This window comes from Phytohabitans flavus (genome assembly GCF_011764545.1).
In the GTDB taxonomy this organism is placed as follows: domain Bacteria; phylum Actinomycetota; class Actinomycetes; order Mycobacteriales; family Micromonosporaceae; genus Phytohabitans; species Phytohabitans flavus.
The window spans coordinates 5,640,232-5,656,514 of sequence record NZ_AP022870.1 but is presented as its reverse complement, the minus strand read 5'-3'; the positions used below and the strand labels follow the sequence as shown (position 1 = coordinate 5,656,514).

The following is a 16,283-nucleotide window of genomic DNA, read 5'->3' as shown; positions in this document are numbered from 1 at the left end:
CGGCAGCCGAGGCCGCTAGCCGGCTGCCGGCGACGCCGGGGGGAGCGCCCCTGCCCCTGGCCCCTGGGTGCGCTGGTCGATTGTGACCGGCGCATAGAACTGACCGGCCGCGCCGTGGACCGTGCCGATGTGAAACATGGCCGCCGTCTTCGGATCAGCCAGGGCGATCAGCTCGCGGGCGGCAGCCAGGATCTGCTCATCCTCGGCCGCGCCGCTCTGGCGTAGGTCGTCGCCGATCCGGGTCTGCCACACTCCTGGCTCAGTCTCCTGCGCCTCCAACGCCTCCCGAGCCTGCTCCCTCCCGCCGAATCGGCGTTTGAGCAGCTGTTTGAGCAGCCCGTAGGTGTCGGTGATCGCCTGGGTCGCGGTCCCGGCCACCCCGGCGCTGGCGCCGGCCGCCAACGCCGCCACGATCAGTTCCACTCCCATCCCGATACCCTTTCCGACCACTATGTTGATCACCGTCCAGGTTGGACGCACCACGCAGGGTAGCAGCGTCATCGCGGCTGCACCCCGCTACAACAGCCGGGGCAGTCACCCATCCGGGGTACGGTGCTGCAGGCCGCCGCTGGTCAGGCAGCAGGGCCACGCTTGAGCGTCGTGTTGTTGACAAAGGGGAAAGGTGAGGCTTCCCGTCGCGCGGGCTTGCCCAGCCGGTCTGATTGCCTCCGGCGCGCGGCGGGGAGCTTCCCAGAGCACCCGCCGGAGGCATAGGGTTTTCGCCCTGCCGTAGGCCGCCTCCGGCAGGGCCGCCGGAGGCCATGCTCGTTCCGGCTAAATGGCGCCAGGCGCCTGATGGAAGCCGGGGCGTGCGTCGACCGGCCGTGCCCCCACGTACCGAAGCCCCGACCGTTCCGGAATCCCGGAGCGCTCGGGGCTTCGTGTATCTGGCGCTGGTCGCGCGTGCCGCTGTCGGTCCGCGCCGTCGCCGGAGGCGTTAGGCGCGGCCGACCGACCGAGCGGATTACGCGTGCGGGCCGCTTGCGGCCCGCCTTGAAGACGTATAGAGAATCCTTATGCACCGATAGCGGCCCCAGTGGGGCCCCGGATGACAAGCATTCTGGAGGCTGCTCCTGCCCAGCGTCCTTGTCGGGCTTCTTTGTCGGGCTTCTTGCCGGTGAGAATTTTTCTGTACGTCTTCAAGGCGGCCCTACGGGCCGCTTCCGCGCACCTCTGCCGGCCGGTCGCGCCTTGCCGCTTCGCTCCCGGCGCGAGCCGGCAGCAGCTACGAGGGGCTCAGGCGCTCACGCCTGTACCCCGGCCCAACTGCAGGCCGGGAACATAGGCTGGTACACGCAGTAGGGGAGTCAGCCGTCGGACGGGCGGTCACCATCAACCGGGGCGCGAGCGGCTTCGGCGGTGCACCCATCGCTTACCCTCAGGACGTGCTGGCTTCCGTTCCCGAAGTCGATGTTGCCAAAGATTGGCTCGACTACATCAACCTGGTGGTCGGTACGGGAGGGCTCGTAGTTGCCGTCGTAGCGCTTCTCCTGGCGCGACGGGCGCAGAGGTCGGCACACACGGCCATCACCGATGAACGCCGCAGAGTCTTCGAGCTGGAGATTCTGCGTGAGCCGGCAAAGGACCTCGACGATATCGAGAAGGTGTCCGACATGTACCGGCGGCCCAGCAGATCGTTGGCACGGTACCGGCTTCGGCTTGACCTTTTGGCCGCTTCGCTTCCGTTTTGGGAGCATGCCATGGGACTGACCGCGCCGATAGATGCCATCGAAGTCGTCGGCTTGGGCGAGGATTACCGCCAGGCAACCAAACGCCGCAACCAGGCAACTCGCGAGCGTGCAGCCCTTGTTGGGGAGCATCAACGTGCCCAAGCCGAGGTGCTGTTCCCCGCCTCCGAGTCGCAGGATCCCGCCAGGGTCCAACGGATCGCCCTTGAGCAGCAGATAGAAGCGCTGCGTGCGACAGAGAACGATGCACGTGAGGATGCGCGGCGGATCGTTAACGAGGCCGTCCAGCGATTTGCTGAGAAGCTTGCGTATGACGTTAGGCAGGCAGTGCTCACCCGAGTCGAGGCTCGTAGGCATCCGCGCCTGTCGTGGTGGTACCGGGTTTAGCTCGCAGGGGTCAACGCCTCCGGCGGGTAGGGCCTCCGGCCCTACGCCCCAGGGCCGGCCTCCGGCGGCCAGGGCTGCCCGCCCTGGACCCGGGCTGCTCCGGGATGCCCAGCCGCACCGCTCGCCCGCCGCACACCACAGGCAGCCAGACTGCGCCCGCCTGGTCCAGGTCGTTCGTCCGGTGGGCCGCTCCACCTGGACCAGGCGGGCGCGGCCCGGCAGGGCGAAGCCTGCGCGACGGGAAGCCCCAGCCGACCACCAACACCCAGCCGCTAGCGGGTGGGGAGAAATCTGGAAGACGATCTTGTGGCGAACCGCTCTCCTGGCCATCGCCAGACCAATAGCTACCAACAGCGTGACCAGGCTGTATAGCCATCGGTGCACGTGGCGGATCGAACTTGACATTATTGAAACGGAAGAGGTCACTGGTTCAAACCCAGTATCGCCCACTCGAACGCGGGGTAGACGCGCCCCGAAGCGCGGAGGCAGACGCGGGTTCGACGCCGTCCAGGCGCACCGTTTGCCTTCCTAACCCCCCCGTGTCCGGGCGAGGACCGCGTTGCAGCCTCAGGCCATGTACGGGTCTTTGATCACAGGGGCGGCGCGGCGACGGCCCGCCGCGTTGGGGGCGGGGCGGGCCGTCTGGTGCGGGGACTACATGCCGGCGCGGGCCGACTGGAGGCCGGGAAGGGCGTTCTGGGCTACCCAGCGGCTGGTGTTGCGGGTGGCGTCCTTGCTGACCTGGGCGCGGTCGATCGCGGGGCCACGCAGCCTGCCGAGGTAGTACAACTCGGTCTGGCTGGCGCGGTCGCCGTTGTACGCGACGCAGGTGTTGGTGATCTCGACGGTGACCAGGCGGCCCATCGAGTCGTACTCCCTGATTGTCGAGTCGCCGCATGTGGGGGCGAGCTTGGTGACGACCGACTGGTAGCCGGCGATCAGCCCGTCCAGCAGCGCGGTGGTGGAGAGGCCGTACTTGGCGAAGCCGACCATGGCGATCGAGTAGATGACGCCCATCAGCTTGCCGATGGTGTCTGCGGCGGGGAGGCTCTGGACGGCGTTGAAGTACGACTTGGAGAGGGCCGCGCAGTCGACCGCCCCGTTGACGAACGGGCCCAGCAGGCTGCCGGGCATGCTGTCGATCTGGGCGATCTTCGTTACGGCGGCCTCCGTGCAGGCCTCCACATCGGCGGCGGCGATCGTGTCGATGTGGTTGAGGATCTCCTGCTTGGAGCTCTCCACCGCGGCGATGATCTGCTGGGTAGCCTGTGCGAGGCCGCCACCGCCCCCACCGGTGTTGAGGCTCTGTACCACCGATACCACGACGGCGGCCCAGTCCAGCCACGCCGCCTTCGCGGGCCGCGCCGTGCCGCTGACCGTGATGACGACGGCGGCGACGGCGGCGACCAGGCCGGTGGCGAGTCTGTGTCTCATGTGCACACTCCTCCGGGGACTATGGCAGGGTGACGCCCTCGCGGACCAGCACTTCCAGTGCCCGCTTGGCGAGCTCCCGCGCGGTGCCGGCCATCAGAAAGTCGTGGACGAACGCCGCGTCGATCCGCCCTGAAAGCGGCGCTCCACCGTCCACTGTGTACGTGTTGGTGGTCGCCATGTACACCGCCCGTACCGTCCGGCCGTCGTACTCGCAGACGTACGAGATCACGCCGGCGTTCGGCATGCCGGTGTACTCACAGGAGGGTGTCATCGCCTGGATGAGCTGCTCCAGGCCCTGCCGGAAGTAGCGCCGCGGCCCTGGCGCGATGTTCGTGCCCTCGTCCGCGTCGACCGTGACATACGCTGTGTTGAGCTCGGTGAACAGCGCGATCATCGCGCGGCCCACCGTGTCCAGCGCGGCGTCGTTGCCGCTGACCGTGGCGATGTGCGCCTTCGCCGCGAACGCCGCGTCGTGCATGCTGTTGATGGCAGCGCCGGCCAGCCACGGCACCCGCAGCAGCTCGACCTTTGTCAGCGCGGCTTCGGCCTTGCCCTTCAGCTCGTTGGTCACCTGACTGTCCAGGCGGTCGAGCAGGTCCACCTTGGACCCGTCGACCGCGCCGACGATCTCCTGGATCAGCGCGGCCGCCTCGGTCGGGGTGAGGCCGTCCCGCCCCTTGTCGAAGGCGCTCATGAGCAGGCTGATGTACGGCCAGTAGTTCGCGTTGTCCGCCGCCTTCACCGGTGTCGCGGTCCCGAACAGCAGCAGGGACAGGGACAGCGCCGCGGCGGCGAGGCCACGCAGCGTCCTCCTCATCATCACGCCGCGCGCAGCGTCGGGAGGGCGTTGACGGCGATCGCGTAGGACGTGTTCCGCCCGGCCTGCAGAGCGGCCTCGTCGAATGCGGCGTCGGTGACCGGCTGCTGCGGATAGTACGAGATCACCGTCGCGTTGCCGAGGTCTCCGTTGTACGCGTCGCACCACACGATCCAGTACATGGGTTCGCCTGGGCGCGGGGGGATGTCGTTGCCTGGATACGCGTTCCCCATGCCGCAGTTCGACGGCCTCATCTTGACCTGGACCGCCTGGTAGCCGCGGATGAGGTTGTCGAGCAGCGTCCTGGTGGAGAGGTTGTACTTGGCGAAGCCGAGCATCGCGATCGAGTAGATGACGCCCATCAGCTTGCCGATGTTGTCCGCCGCCCAGGGATCCTGCACGGCGTTGAAGTAGGAACTGGAGAGGGCCGCGCAGTCGACCGCCCCGTTCACGAACGGCCCGAGCAGGCTGCCCGGCATGCTGTCGATCTGCGCCACCTTGGTGACGGCGGCCTGGGTGCAGGCCTCCACATCGGCCGCGGCGATCGCGTCGATGTGGTTGAGGATCTCCTGCTTGGAGCTCTCCACGGCGGATATGATCTGCTGCTTGGCCGCTTCGAGCTGCGGGTCCCAACCGCTGCCGCCCCTCGACGCGAGCGTCACCACCGCGCTGATGACGGCGCTGAACCAGCCGGTGATCGCCGCCTGCGCCGGTCTCGCCGGCGCCACCGCGCCCACCGTGAGCGCCATACTGACCGCGGCGGTCGCGCTCACCATTCTCAGTCTCTTGCGCACTGGACCTCCCTCTTCGACTCCTGATCGTCGAGTCGGATCAATGCAAACAACGCCTGACCTGCGCGAGCGCCGCCGTGACCTTCCCGTAACCAATGTTGCGCGATAGCGCACTGTCCAATAAGGACGGTGTGCGGGGCGGCGGGACGCGCGTGACCAACGGCGGACGGGTGAGGCCGCGCGGGAGCGACGGCACCGGTCGGGGAGGACGGCGAACTGCTGTGACGGTCACGGATGGGCGCGGCCGCGTACGAGCGGCAGGAAGACCTCGTCGATGATCTCGACGAGTACCTCGTCGGGGACCGAGGGGAAGCCGCGCATCGCGTACTCGGCTCGTAGCAGCATTATCGGCGTGGTCGCGACGCGCGGATGGACGGCCGTCGGGGGTGCCTCGCCGCGTGCTACGGCGCGTTCGAGCATGGTCAGCCAGGCACGGTCCATAGTGTCCGCGCCGGACCGTTCACGTATGAGGTCGAGCAGCGTGGGGTCGTCCGCGGCGGCGGCCAGCAGGTCGCGTAGGACGGTTCCGTGCGGCGAGGACCACGTCTGGTTCGCCTGCCGCAGCATCTCGAGCGCGTCGCCCCGCAGGGTGCCCGTGTCGGGGTTCGGCATCACGGCGTCGGAGAGGTGGCGGTACGCCGCGATGCCCAGCGCCGCCCGATGCGGCCACCGGCGGTAGATGGCGTTCTTGTTGGTCCCGGCCCGGGCGGCGACCCGGTCCATGGTCATCTCCGCGTAGCCGGACTCGCGCAGCTCCTCCGCCGCCGCGTGCAGGATCGCCTGTTCCAGTTCCTCGCCCCGGCGCCTCGTGCTCATGTCTTGCAGGGTACTGGACGTACCCTATAGGGTACGCGACGTACCTTACGAGCGAGGAGAACTCCCGATGCGCGTCTTCGGCATGAACTACGACACCGGCTTCGTGAGCGCTGGTTCCACGACCCACGAGCCGTTCGACCCCGACGCCGTGCGGCGCGACCTGCGCATCATCCGTGAGGAGTTGCACTGCGACGCGGTGCGCATCACCGGCGGTGTCCAGGACCGGCTGGAGCTGGCCGCGCGATTCGCCGCCGAGGCTGGGCTCGAGGTGTGGTACTGCCCGTTCACCAATGGCCTCGACCGCGATGGGCTCATGGCGTTCGTGCTCGACGGCGCCGAGCGGGCCGAGCGGCTGCGGCGCAGCGGGGCCTCGGTCGTGTACCTCACGGGCTCCGAGATCTCCATCTTCACCGACGGCTTCCTGCCCGGCCGTGACCTGGCCGAGCGCATGGCCCTGCTCACCGATCCGATGCGGATGCGGGAGGCGGTCCCGGCCGCGCGCGCCGCGGTGCGCGACTTCCTCGCTGAGGTGGTCCCCGCAGTGCGGGAGCGGTTCGGCGGCCCCGTCGGCTACGCCTCGATCCCGCTGGAGGACGTCGACTGGGCAATGTTCGACATCATCGCCAGCGACGCCGGCTACCGCGACGCGACAAACGCCACGGCGTTCCCGCAAACCCTGGCGGCGGCCGTGGGGCAGGGCAAGCCGTACGCCGCGACCGAGTTCGGCTGCTGCACGTTCCGCGGCGCGGCCGACGTCGCGGGAGGGGCGGAGCCTGTGACGTACGACGAGCACGGCCGCGCCGCGAAGCTCACCGCGGAGCTGGAGCGTGACGAGGAGGGCCAGGCCCGCTACGTCCTGGACCTGCTGCGCGACTACGAGGCCGGCGGGGTGGAGGCGGCGTTCGTATACACGTTCGCGAACCGGCACCTACCGACCACCGGCGACCCGGAACACGACTACGACCTGGCCGCGCGCGGAATCGTGCGGGTGCTCCCGGACGGCTCGTGGACACCGAAGGCCGCGTTCCACGCCCTGGCCGAATACGGCCGCACGCGCACTCAGACCCTCGCGAAGTAGTCGCGCGACTTCGGCCCCGCCCTCGGCGCCCACCGGCAGGGATCTCTTAAAGGACGACACGACCCGCGGGTCCCGCCGGATGTTGCGCAGCCCGATTCAGACGACGGTGACCTGCACAGGGCCGAGTTAGCTGGGCGGCTCGGCGAACCAGCCGGAGGATGGACGGGGCGGGGCTGGCGGCTGTTGGGGTTCGGTCGCCAGGTGTGGTGGCCAGAGAATGTGGCTGCGCGCGCCCGCGGCGCAGATGGCGCCGCCGTCGATGTTCGTGCGGGACTCGGGCATTCCGAAGCGCGGCCAGGCCAGGACGAAGGACACCGTTCCCTCGGAGGGCGGTAGCGGCGTCACCCAGTAGGTCAGGTCCACGCTGCGTTCGCCGCCGCCTCCGCCTTGCTGGACTAGGGCGAGCTGTGTTGCGTCTACCGCGCTCGGGGCGCGCATTCGGGTGTCGTGCAGTGTGGAGGCTCGGTGGCCGTCGGGGTACTCGATGCCGAGCAGCAGGCGGTCCTCCAGCGGGATGTCGATGCCTGGTGGGTGTGGGAGCCGATGAGCGTGAACAGCCCACGGTGGGTGAGTGCTGGTGGTACCTGGCGCAGCCGGACGGCCAGCGTGAACCGAAAGCCGGTCGAGAACGCCTCGACCTGAGTGATCCCGACCGCCGCGTCTTCGCTGCGTCCGAGCAGGATGGCAAGGCCGACGCTGGCCGGAAACTCGTTGTCTGGTGGGGACATCCGCCGGTGCCACTGCTCCATCTGCTCGGGGGTTGGCGGCTCGTCAGCCGTTTCGCCCCAGTCACTGACCCACATGGTGCGATCCTCGCGCGTGAGACAGCTCAGGCACCAGCCTTGAGTCCGGCCGATCCGGTATCTGATACCCGCCAGCAGGATTCGATAGTCCGCGGCCCGCTCCTATGCTGGACAGGGAGGGTTTTGGGGGATCGTGGACAGGCTGTTGGACGGGCGATACCGGTTTCTGACCGAGATCGCCCGGGGGCGATCGGTGCCGTGTGGCGGGCGGAGGACCTGGCCACCGGCGATGTCGTGGCGGTCAAAATCCTGCACACGACGGCGGCTGAGCAGCCGGACCTGGTCGACGCGTTCCTCGCCGAGGCGGAGATCCTCGCCGAGCTGGACCACCCGTCGGTGATCCGGTCACGAAACTTCGTTCCGCAGGACACGCAGCATGCCCTGGTGATGGATCTGGTCGACGGGGAAGACCTGCGTCGGCGGGTACGCCGGGACGGGCCGCTGGCGCCGGCGGCCGCTGTGGACATCGTGGCCCAGGTGGCTGGCGCGCTCGCCTACTTGCATCGGCAGGGCGTCGTGCATGGCGACGTCAAGCCGGCCAACCTGCTCTTTTCGGCTGGCGAGGGTCTCGTGCGACTGGCCGACTTCGGTACCGCCCGGCGCATCGCGGCCGCCGTGGCCGTTGACGACCCAGCTGGCGCCGAGGGAGAAGCCGCAGTCGTCCAGGCCACCCCGAGTACGTCGCCCCTGAGGTGGTCGCCGGAGAGCTGCCCACCCCGGCGGCCGACGTGTACGCCCTCGGCATCGTCCTCTTCGAACTGCTTTGCGGGCGCAGCCCGTACCGGGGCGGAAGCCTCTTCGACGTGCTCGCCCGGCACGAGAGCTGCTTCCCGGTGCCACCGCCGGGCCTGCCGTCGCTGCTCTGGCCGTTGATCGAGGGCTGCATGGCCCTGGATCCTGCGGACCGGCCGACCGCGACGGCGGTCGGCAAGCGGCTGGCCGATGTCGAGTCGGGTCTCGCCGACCTTCCGGCGCTGGCGTCACTCGATCCGGACGAACTGACCTGGTGGCTCCGCTCGCCCGGTCCGGCGTCCGGGGTCGCCTCGGTGGACCGGCAGGTGACCTGGGTTCCCGTACATGCCGCCCCGGTCTCGCCGGCCGGGGGTACACCGGCCTGATGGTGGCCATCCCGACCGGTGAGGCCGAGCGGAACCCCGCCATGGCCGCCCACCTCGAGGCGCTGCGCGCCGCCGAGGGCCACCCGACGGGTCTGTCGTCGGTGGTCGGCGCCTGGCCGGTGTCGGCGCTGCGGGGAGCGCGGTCCGCACGCGCGGCGCGCCTCGCCTCACGCTACAGCGCCCGTTCGGCCCCGCCGGCCCGTCAGGTGCCGCCACAGGCTTCCTCGCTCATGCCACACGGTGGCTCGACCGAGTGGCCGAGCTTGCCGACATCCGGAAAACCGTCATCCCCCTCGGGCGGATCGTCCGGCGGGTCGCGCCGGCGGCGCTGAAGCCACCGATCCGGCGGCTCAGCGCACGAGGGTGTCCATGATGCGGAGTATCCCCGGCCCGATCACGACGATGAAGAGTGCCGGGAAGAGGCAGAAGATCAGCGGGAACAGCACCTTGACCGGCACCTTGCGCGCCTGCTCCTCGGCCCGCTGACGCCGGCGCACGCGCATCTCGTTCGCCTGCTCGCGAAGCACGCTGGATATCGGCACTCCGAGCTCGGTGGCCTGCACCACGGCGATGGCCACCGTACGCAGCTCGCGGACGGTCGTCCGATCGGCCAGCGCCCGCAGCGCCTCGGAGCGCTGCTTGCCCATCTGCATCTCGTGCAGGGCACGGGAGATCTCGCGCGACAGCGGGCCGCGGGTGCCGGTAGCGACGTGCGCGAGTGCGGCGTCGAAATTGAGCCCGGCCTCGACGGAGAGGGTGAGCATGTCGAGGGCGTCCGGTAGCAGATCGCGCACCTTCTGCTGGCGGCGCTGACCGAGGTCGAACACCACGACGTACGGCAACAGCAAACCGATCAGCGCCCCGGCAAGGACCCCGACGACCGCGCCAGGTACCAGCCCGACGACGCCCATCGCGCCGAGCACAAGCCCCGCGAGCCCACCTAGGAAGCCGAGCGTGACGAAGCCGAGCCCCTGCATTTCGAAGATGCGCTCGGGCGACCATCCGGCCGGGTTGCCGGCGAGGTCGAGTCCTTTGTGCATCCAGGCCGCCGCGCTCTTCGGTGTCAGCCTGCGCCCAAGCCCGGTCAGCGCGCGGACCACCGGCCGCAGGGCGCGGTCACCGAGGAGCGGGGCGCCGGCCTGCGCGCCCGGCGCGTAGACCCGGTCGATGTCGACCAGCGCCTGCGCCACACCGGGACGTCTGGAGGCGCCAAACGCCACCGTGAGGGACGCGACAGCCAGCGCGAGGAAGAAGGCGCCGAGCCCGGCGGCGAGGAGTGGATCCACGTCAGACCTCCACCTTCACCACACGGGAGAGCCAGAACCCGCCCAGGCACACCAGCGTCGCCCCGACCATCAGCATGAGGACGCCGCGCGGGTCGTGGATCAGCGGGCTGACATACTCCTGGCGGAACGTGAACATGAAGGCCGCGGCGAGGATTGGCAGGGACACGAGGATCCATGCGGACATCCGCCCCTCGGCGGACAGCGCCCGGACGTGCCCGCGCAACCGCTCCCGTTCGCGGATGGTCTCAACCGTGGTGCTCAGTACCTCCGCCAGGCTGCCGCCCACCTCACGCTGCACCCGGATGGCCATGACCGCCCAGGAGAGGTCGGGGTTGTCCACCCGTACCGCCAGCCGGTCCAGCGCATCGTCCAGCGACATGCCGAGCCGGGTCTCGGCCACCGCCCGGCGGAACTCGGTGGTCATCGGTTCGCCCGCTTCCCGCACCATCGCGTCGATGGCCTGCGGCAGCGAGAAGCCCGCGCGCAGGGAGCCGATTACCATCTGGAGCGCCTCGGGCAACTGACTGGCGAACCGCTCGGACTTCAGCCGGGCCCGCCTGCGGTGATAGGTCGCGGTGATCGCCCAGCCGAAGAAGAGCCCGAACGGCAGCCCGACCGGGCCGAACGCGAGCGTGAGCAGCACGGTCAGGCCGACCGCGACGGCGATCCGGAGCAGCACCCACTCATGCGGTCGCAATGTCATTCCGGCTCGGTCGAGTTGGCGCGCGAACCGCTCCTCCAGACCGCCGGACCGCATCATCCGCTCGGTGGCCGCCAATGCGCCGCGGGTGAGCGGGCCCCCTGGCGAGGACGCCGCGGCCACCTGGGTCCGGACCTGCTCGATGCGGTACCGCTCGATCTGCTGAAGCCGGCGGCGCTTCTGAGTGAGCCGCAGCGTGGGGGCGATGATCAGGACAGCGACGAGCAGCAATGCCAGGAAGACCGTGCCGGCCATGGCGAGGTAGAGCGCGGACTCCGGAACGTTCACTAGTCGGTCCTCGCCGGCATCTCGAACAGCTCTGGCGACAGCGCGACGCCCTGGTCGGTGAGCGATTCGAGGAAGGCCGGCCGCGTGCCCGTCGCGATCAGCTCACCCTGGAAGCGCCCGTACCGGTCGGTGCCGGACTTGTAGTCGAACAGGTAGAGGTCCCGCAGTTCGACCACGTCGCCCGTCATGCCGACCACCTCGGTGATCTGGGTGATCCTCCGGGTGCCGTCCCGGAGCCGGGTGAGGTGGACGATCAGGTCGATCGCGGACGCGACCTGCTCGCGGATGGCCCGCACGGGCAGATCCATCCCGGACATCAGCACCATGGTCTCGAGCCGGGAGAGCGAGTCCCGGGGCGAGTTGGCGTGGATGGTGGTCAGCGAGCCGTCGTGGCCGGTGTTCATGGCCTGGAGCATGTCCAGTGCTGCGCCATCGCGTACCTCACCGATGACGATGCGGTCCGGGCGCATTCGCAGGGCGTTGCGGACGAGGTCGCGGATGGTCACCTCGCCACGACCCTCGACGTTGGGCGGCCGGTACTCCATGCGTACAACGTGGTCCTGCCCGAGCCGCAACTCCGCCGCGTCCTCGATGGTGATGATGCGCTCGTGGACCGGCAGCATCTGGGAGAGCACGTTGAGCATCGTCGTCTTGCCCGTGCCGGTGCCGCCGCTGACGAGCACGTCGAGGCGCCCCTGCACACACGCGGCGAGCACCGTCGCGACCTGCTGGTTGAGGGTGCCGAAGGCCACCAGGTCATCGATCTTGTATGGGTTGGCGGCGAACTTGCGGATCGTCAGCGCGGCGCCGTCCAAACTGACGGGCGGGATCACCGCGTTGATGCGGCTGCCATCGGGCAGCCGGGCGTCGACCATCGGGCTGGCCTCGTCGATCCGCCGGCCCACCCGGGACACGATTTTGTCGATGACCCGGCGGAGGTGCGCCTCGTCCAGGAACGCGGCCTCGACCGACTGGATGCGACCAAACCGCTCGACGTAGATGCGGTCCCAGGCGTTCACCATGACCTCGGTGACGTCCGCGTCGCGGAGCAGCGGCTCGATCGGCCCGTGCCCGACGATCTCGTCGAGAATCTGCCGGAATGCCTGGCCGCGGTCCGCGGCCGTCAGCTGCTCCTCTTTGGCCAGCAGGCCCGGCAGTACCTCGCGTACCCGGCGCTCGAGCTCCTCCTCGTCGTTGCCGCTCTCGTACATCTGCGGGCCGAGCTGTTCGAGCAGCGCGTCGTGGGCTCGGCGCCGCACGTCGGCCAGCGGATCGTACGCGTGGCGGGCGTTGCGCCGCCCGAAACCCGATGGCACCGACGTCGGCGGGGCCGCGCTGGTGGTCGGGAACGCGGTCGTCGGCACCGCCGTGACCGGGATGGCCGTGACCGGATAGGGCGAGTCTTCCTTGAGCGCCAGCAACTCGGCCGCGGAGTAGCCGGTCCCGGCCCGCGGGATCTCGTCCGGGGCGTGGTAGCCCGCGCGACCGTTTCCTCCGTTGCCTTCAGCCACCGCCAGTTACCGCCTTCCCCGACGAGACAGCATTGCCTTAAGGCCGCGGGGCGTCGTGAGATCGGCGCCGATCCGCTGCGTCGCCAATTCCCGGATCGCCTCGCTTACCGGGTGGGTCGGCTGCTCCAGCACGATGGGCATCCCCGGTTGATGCCGATCGCCACGTCGCGACTGGCCGGGATCTGCGCCGTGATCGGCATCCGCAGGACCCGCTCGATGTCGGCCGGCGTGAGCCCGAGCCGCGGGTCCGCCCGGTTGATCACAACGAGGGCGTTTTCCTTTCGATAGTCGAGGACGTCGAAAGTGTCCAGCAGGATGCGCAGGTTCTTCATCGCGGTGACCGACGGCGCGGCGACGAGGATGTACCGGTGGGACGAGTCCAGGGCGGCCAGCACGTGGTCGTTGAAGACCGCCGGCCCGTCCACCACCACGTAGTCGTACATCGACCGGGCCAGGTAGAGGATTTCGGTGACCAGGTCCCGGCTGATCTGCGCCGCCACCGTCGGGAGGACCGGCGCGAGCAACACGTCCACCCCTGGGCAGTAGTTGGTCACCATGGTCCGCAGGCCGGTCTCGTCGATCCGGTCCGCGACCGGGACCGCGTCGGCGATGGTGCGCTCGGGGGCGAGCTGAAGCATGATCGCGACATCGCCCAGAGTCAGGTCGAGGTCGATCAGGCAGACCCGCTTCTCACCCGCTGCCAGCGCTATCGCGAGGTTGGTGGCGAGCATCGTCTTCCCCGAGCCGCCCTTGGCGGCGTAGACGGTGACCACCTTGCCATCGACGAAGTCCGACGCCTCGGCGGTCCCGGCCCGGCCGTTGGCCCCGCCCTGCAACCGCCGGGACAGGTCCTGGGAGCGGGCGCAGGCGGCAAGGATGCTGGGTGGGTCGTTGACGTTGGCGACCTCGCGCACACCCGACCGGATGGCCTCGGCGAGCACGTCGACCTCGAGATGGTGCCTCAGTAACACCACGCCGAGCGTCGGACGGGCGAGTCGCTGCCGGGCCGCCAGGCTCACCGCCTCGATGACCGGGGTGTTTGGTCCGAAAAGTACGAGCTGCTCCTGAGGATCCTCCTCCAGGATCGCCTCGAGCTCCGCGAGCTGGCCGGCCGTACGTACGTCGCCGCCGATCAGCATCGCGAAGTACTGCGCGGCCTGGCGTGAGGGCTCGTAGAGAATGGTCATGTCAGCCTCCCCAGCAGCGGGTGGTGCGGTAGCTCAGCCGAGGACATTGCTGCTGTCCACGCCCGCGCCGGGGGCGACTTTGGAGCTGTCGCTCAGCAGCGCGAGGTAGAGGGCGTCGGCCTCGGCGGCATTGATGAGCTTTGCGGCCTGCCGGGTGTCCACGGCCACGGTGACCATTACCGTCTTCTTGCGCTCGGTCCCGTCCTCCGTCGTCGTCTCGTCCAGGGGCGTCGTCGTGGTCTGGCCGCCATCGCCGTACTCACCGATCGCGATGACCTCCACCTTCGGCAGCAGTACGGCGGTGCCGGTGACGCCGTCACCGCCCGACGCGCTGCCGAGAGACTTGGTCTTCCCCTCGATGACCCGGTAGCTGACAAATACCGCGACCTGCGAGCCCGGCCGCACATAGCCGGCGACCTGCTCGGCAACGGTAGCCTCGACGCTGACCGCCATCAGTCCCTCCGGGATCGCGAGACCGCCCGAGGTGCGAGTTGACTCGCTGAACATACGGCGTAGCACGAGCTGTCCCGGTTGCAGGTCCGAGGTGACCACCAGCTTGTCCACGTCGGTCGGGAGTTCGGCGAAGGTCTCGCCGTCCGGCAACGAACCGGCCGGCATCCGTACCGGCTCGACAAGTCCGCTGCTGCGGATGCTCTCGCCGGTGGTGCCCGCCGGTATGCGCTGCTTGGCGACGAGCACGGTCACCGCGCTCGTGGCGGCGACCGCCCGGTCGTCCGCGCGCCGCACGTAGAGGAGGACGGCGGTCGTGCCGATCGCCGCGAACAGGAGTGCGACGAACGCGGCGAGGATGCGACGAGTCATGCGACGGCTGTCCTTTGCGAGCTATCCGATGGTCTTGACGACGACCGCGCCGTAGTGGTCGTCAGTAGGGACGGTATCGGCGCTAAAGATCTTGGTGGTGAAGTAGCCATAGAGGCACATGGTGGCGGGGTCGCGGGCACAGAGCCTTCTTCTGCTCAGGTCGGATCGCCGGTTGCGCGGGTCCGGACCCTTTTCCCAGAAGTCCTCGTGATAACGCCAGCCCGTAGGGACGAACATCGCGATACCCTCGGTCGTGACGTTCCCGGAGTGTCCGCTGCTGTAGATCGCCACCGCGACTGGTCGCGGATTACGGACGATTTCCTCCAACGCGCGGGCGCAGCCTCCCGTGATATCCCGGCCGTGAGCCGCGGCTCCCTCGTCCGTGTCGACTTTCAGCGGATGGGGACACGTGTCTCCGCTGGAATCGTGTTTGATCCACACGAACCCGCTCGGCGCCCCTCCGCATGACCTGTCTCCCATGCTGACACGCAGCGTGATCTCGTTCACTCCGCGGGCGTGGTCACCGCCCACGGGCGGCGGTTGGAAGACTCGCACTCCGCGGCGCATGGTCGCCTCGTCGAACTGCGTCTTGCAGATCGCCAAACCCAGTTCGGCCTCGGCCGTGTGGACAGGGCCCCAGGTCACCCGCGAGCAGGCGGCGACCGTGGCGCCGTCGGTGTCGGTGACCGCGCCACCGAAGATCGGCGGCAGGGCTGTGCCACCCTCCACCTCGGTCGTCGTGCGCACCTCGATGAACGGCGTCGGCTTCGCTGGCCGCACGCCGAAGCATTTCGTCAGGTTGTCGGGCTGCCCGGAAGGGCAGTCCTCGATCGGGCCCGACAGGCCGCTCATCCGCGGCACGTACCCGCAGACCGTGGCGTTGGCGAGCCCGTCCTTCGCGTTGTCGGCAGCGTAGTCGTCGGCCACTGCGCTCATCTGGCCGTCGGTGCACCTGTCGGGCCGGGTGACACACGCCCTGGCCACCGCGACCGATGCCGCATCCGCGCCACCCTGTAGCTCCGCGCGCTCCACGTAGATCCGCCCGACGTCGACCACGAGCGCGCCCATGCCGAGCAGCACGCCGCCCGCGAGTAGTACCGCGACGAGTGCGGCGACCGTGCCGCGGTCGCCGCGCCGGCCGCCCAGGCGACCGAGCACGCCGCTCAGCTCCGGCACGGCATCACCCCAATGGACGTCAGGTCGAACGAATCGGAGGCGAAGTCGGCCATGAGGGCGAACGGCGTGACGAACTCGAACTCGTAGGTCACCCGGACGCGGGCGTTCGGGTTGTTGGCGCAACTGTCCAGGACGACGGCTCGCTCGGTGCCGAGATCTTCCGTGATCTCTTCAGTGTCGTGGCCGAGGGAGACCGCTCGTGCGGCCTCCCTCGCGGCCTCGGTAACCCTGATCTGTGCGTTGAGCATGCGTCCGAAATCGATGATGCCGAAAGCGATCAGCAGGACCAGCGGCAGCACGAGCGCCGCCTCGACCGCGGTCGCACCCCGGTCGCGCGGTCGACGGCGTCTCGCCTGCGACATGCTCCCCCCTCAGCGAACG

Annotated in this window: 17 protein-coding genes and 2 pseudogenes; 5 read left to right on the top strand and 14 right to left on the bottom strand. The window is 69.3% G+C overall.

Going from position 1 to position 16,283, the window contains the following annotated elements; translation table 11 throughout:
• Positions 1 to 15: 15 nt before the first annotated feature.
• Positions 16 to 501, bottom strand: a complete 486-nt coding sequence (locus Pflav_RS24720) for a hypothetical protein (RefSeq protein ID WP_232071873.1) — start codon at positions 499 to 501, stop codon at positions 16 to 18.
• An 884-nt stretch (positions 502 to 1,385) separates the two neighbouring features.
• Here Pflav_RS24720 and Pflav_RS24715 point away from each other — a divergent pair.
• Complete coding sequence (locus tag Pflav_RS24715) at positions 1,386 to 2,075, top strand: hypothetical protein (RefSeq protein ID WP_173038601.1); 690 nt, start codon at positions 1,386 to 1,388, stop codon at positions 2,073 to 2,075.
• Between the two features lie 654 nt (positions 2,076 to 2,729).
• Here the strand turns inward: Pflav_RS24715 and Pflav_RS24710 are convergent.
• From Pflav_RS24710 to Pflav_RS24695, 4 genes are all read right to left on the bottom strand, one after another.
• A complete protein-coding gene (locus Pflav_RS24710; protein WP_173038599.1) occupies positions 2,730 to 3,509 on the bottom strand; it encodes a hypothetical protein in 780 nt (259 codons plus the stop codon).
• A gap of 19 nt (positions 3,510 to 3,528) precedes the next feature.
• Positions 3,529 to 4,332 carry a hypothetical protein gene (locus Pflav_RS24705; protein ID WP_173038597.1) on the bottom strand — a complete coding sequence of 268 codons (804 nt, stop codon included), beginning with the start codon at positions 4,330 to 4,332 and terminating at the stop codon, positions 3,529 to 3,531.
• Positions 4,329 to 5,099, bottom strand: coding sequence for a hypothetical protein (locus tag Pflav_RS24700; protein ID WP_232071872.1), 771 nt, complete (start codon positions 5,097 to 5,099; stop codon positions 4,329 to 4,331). Before Pflav_RS24700 ends, Pflav_RS24705 begins: the two co-directional genes overlap by 4 nt.
• 246 nt (positions 5,100 to 5,345) lie before the next feature.
• Complete coding sequence (locus Pflav_RS24695) at positions 5,346 to 5,933, bottom strand: TetR/AcrR family transcriptional regulator (RefSeq protein WP_173038593.1); 588 nt, start codon at positions 5,931 to 5,933, stop codon at positions 5,346 to 5,348.
• 67 nt (positions 5,934 to 6,000) lie between these two features.
• On the opposite strand from Pflav_RS24695, the gene Pflav_RS24690 reads away from it, so the two are divergent.
• Positions 6,001 to 7,011, top strand: coding sequence for a hypothetical protein (locus tag Pflav_RS24690; RefSeq protein ID WP_173038591.1), 1,011 nt, complete (start codon positions 6,001 to 6,003; stop codon positions 7,009 to 7,011).
• A 126-nt stretch (positions 7,012 to 7,137) separates the two neighbouring features.
• Here the strand turns inward: Pflav_RS24690 and Pflav_RS24685 are convergent, their stop codons facing one another.
• Together Pflav_RS24685 and Pflav_RS24680 are read right to left on the bottom strand one after the other, a co-directional pair.
• Positions 7,138 to 7,374, bottom strand: coding sequence for a hypothetical protein (locus Pflav_RS24685; protein ID WP_173038589.1), 237 nt, complete (start codon positions 7,372 to 7,374; stop codon positions 7,138 to 7,140).
• 53 nt (positions 7,375 to 7,427) lie between these two features.
• Positions 7,428 to 7,814: a hypothetical protein gene (locus Pflav_RS24680; protein ID WP_173038587.1), complete on the bottom strand. Its 387-nt coding sequence runs from the start codon at positions 7,812 to 7,814 to the stop codon at positions 7,428 to 7,430.
• Between Pflav_RS24680 and Pflav_RS24675 the strand changes: the two are divergent.
• The 3 genes and pseudogenes from Pflav_RS24675 to Pflav_RS24670 all read left to right on the top strand — a co-directional run.
• Positions 7,746 to 8,435 (top strand): annotated as a pseudogene (locus Pflav_RS24675) (serine/threonine-protein kinase); the annotation flags it as partial. The gene Pflav_RS24680 and the pseudogene Pflav_RS24675 sit on opposite strands and share 69 nt — an antisense overlap.
• A 71-nt stretch (positions 8,436 to 8,506) precedes the next feature.
• Positions 8,507 to 8,689: pseudogene (locus tag Pflav_RS48940) on the top strand (serine/threonine-protein kinase); the annotation flags it as partial.
• 9 nt (positions 8,690 to 8,698) lie between these two features.
• Positions 8,699 to 8,932 carry a hypothetical protein gene (locus Pflav_RS24670; RefSeq protein ID WP_173032642.1) on the top strand — a complete coding sequence of 78 codons (234 nt, stop codon included), beginning with the start codon at positions 8,699 to 8,701 and terminating at the stop codon, positions 8,930 to 8,932.
• Between the two features lie 350 nt (positions 8,933 to 9,282).
• Here the strand turns inward: Pflav_RS24670 and Pflav_RS24665 are convergent, their stop codons facing one another.
• The 7 genes from Pflav_RS24665 to Pflav_RS24635 form a co-directional block, all read right to left on the bottom strand.
• On the bottom strand, positions 9,283 to 10,218 hold the full coding sequence (locus Pflav_RS24665) for a type II secretion system F family protein (RefSeq protein ID WP_173038583.1): 936 nt from the start codon (positions 10,216 to 10,218) through the stop codon (positions 9,283 to 9,285).
• A gap of 1 nt (position 10,219) precedes the next feature.
• Positions 10,220 to 11,206, bottom strand: coding sequence for a type II secretion system F family protein (locus Pflav_RS24660; protein WP_173038581.1), 987 nt, complete (start codon positions 11,204 to 11,206; stop codon positions 10,220 to 10,222).
• A complete protein-coding gene (locus Pflav_RS24655) occupies positions 11,206 to 12,717 on the bottom strand; it encodes a CpaF family protein (RefSeq protein ID WP_232071870.1) in 1,512 nt (503 codons plus the stop codon). Before Pflav_RS24655 ends, Pflav_RS24660 begins: the two co-directional genes overlap by 1 nt.
• A 104-nt stretch (positions 12,718 to 12,821) precedes the next feature.
• Positions 12,822 to 13,904 (bottom strand): AAA family ATPase, encoded by a 1,083-nt coding sequence (locus Pflav_RS24650; RefSeq protein ID WP_173038578.1) that lies wholly within the window; start codon positions 13,902 to 13,904, stop codon positions 12,822 to 12,824.
• 33 nt (positions 13,905 to 13,937) lie between these two features.
• Positions 13,938 to 14,726, bottom strand: a complete 789-nt coding sequence (gene cpaB, locus Pflav_RS24645) for a Flp pilus assembly protein CpaB (RefSeq protein WP_173038576.1) — start codon at positions 14,724 to 14,726, stop codon at positions 13,938 to 13,940.
• Between the two features lie 21 nt (positions 14,727 to 14,747).
• A complete protein-coding gene (locus Pflav_RS24640; RefSeq protein WP_269474637.1) occupies positions 14,748 to 15,884 on the bottom strand; it encodes a Tad domain-containing protein in 1,137 nt (378 codons plus the stop codon).
• Positions 15,885 to 15,889: 5 nt separating this feature from the next.
• Complete coding sequence (locus Pflav_RS24635; RefSeq protein WP_173038558.1) at positions 15,890 to 16,264, bottom strand: TadE/TadG family type IV pilus assembly protein; 375 nt, start codon at positions 16,262 to 16,264, stop codon at positions 15,890 to 15,892.
• Positions 16,265 to 16,283: the final 19 nt, after the last annotated feature.

Excerpts from the sequence above, each read along its gene's own strand:
- Pflav_RS24720 (WP_232071873.1), bottom strand. The coding sequence starts at position 501 with ATGACGCTGCTACCCTGCGTGGTGCGTCCAACCTGGACGGTGATCAAC.
- Pflav_RS24710 (WP_173038599.1), bottom strand. The coding sequence starts at position 3,509 with ATGAGACACAGACTCGCCACCGGCCTGGTCGCCGCCGTCGCCGCCGTC.
- Pflav_RS24695 (WP_173038593.1), bottom strand. The coding sequence starts at position 5,933 with ATGAGCACGAGGCGCCGGGGCGAGGAACTGGAACAGGCGATCCTGCAC.
- Pflav_RS24690 (WP_173038591.1), top strand. The coding sequence starts at position 6,001 with ATGCGCGTCTTCGGCATGAACTACGACACCGGCTTCGTGAGCGCTGGT.
- Pflav_RS24680 (WP_173038587.1), bottom strand. The coding sequence starts at position 7,814 with ATGTGGGTCAGTGACTGGGGCGAAACGGCTGACGAGCCGCCAACCCCC.
- Pflav_RS24670 (WP_173032642.1), top strand. The coding sequence starts at position 8,699 with ATGGCCCTGGATCCTGCGGACCGGCCGACCGCGACGGCGGTCGGCAAG.
- Pflav_RS24650 (WP_173038578.1), bottom strand. The coding sequence starts at position 13,904 with ATGACCATTCTCTACGAGCCCTCACGCCAGGCCGCGCAGTACTTCGCG.
- cpaB (WP_173038576.1), bottom strand. The coding sequence starts at position 14,726 with ATGACTCGTCGCATCCTCGCCGCGTTCGTCGCACTCCTGTTCGCGGCG.
- Pflav_RS24635 (WP_173038558.1), bottom strand. The coding sequence starts at position 16,264 with ATGTCGCAGGCGAGACGCCGTCGACCGCGCGACCGGGGTGCGACCGCG.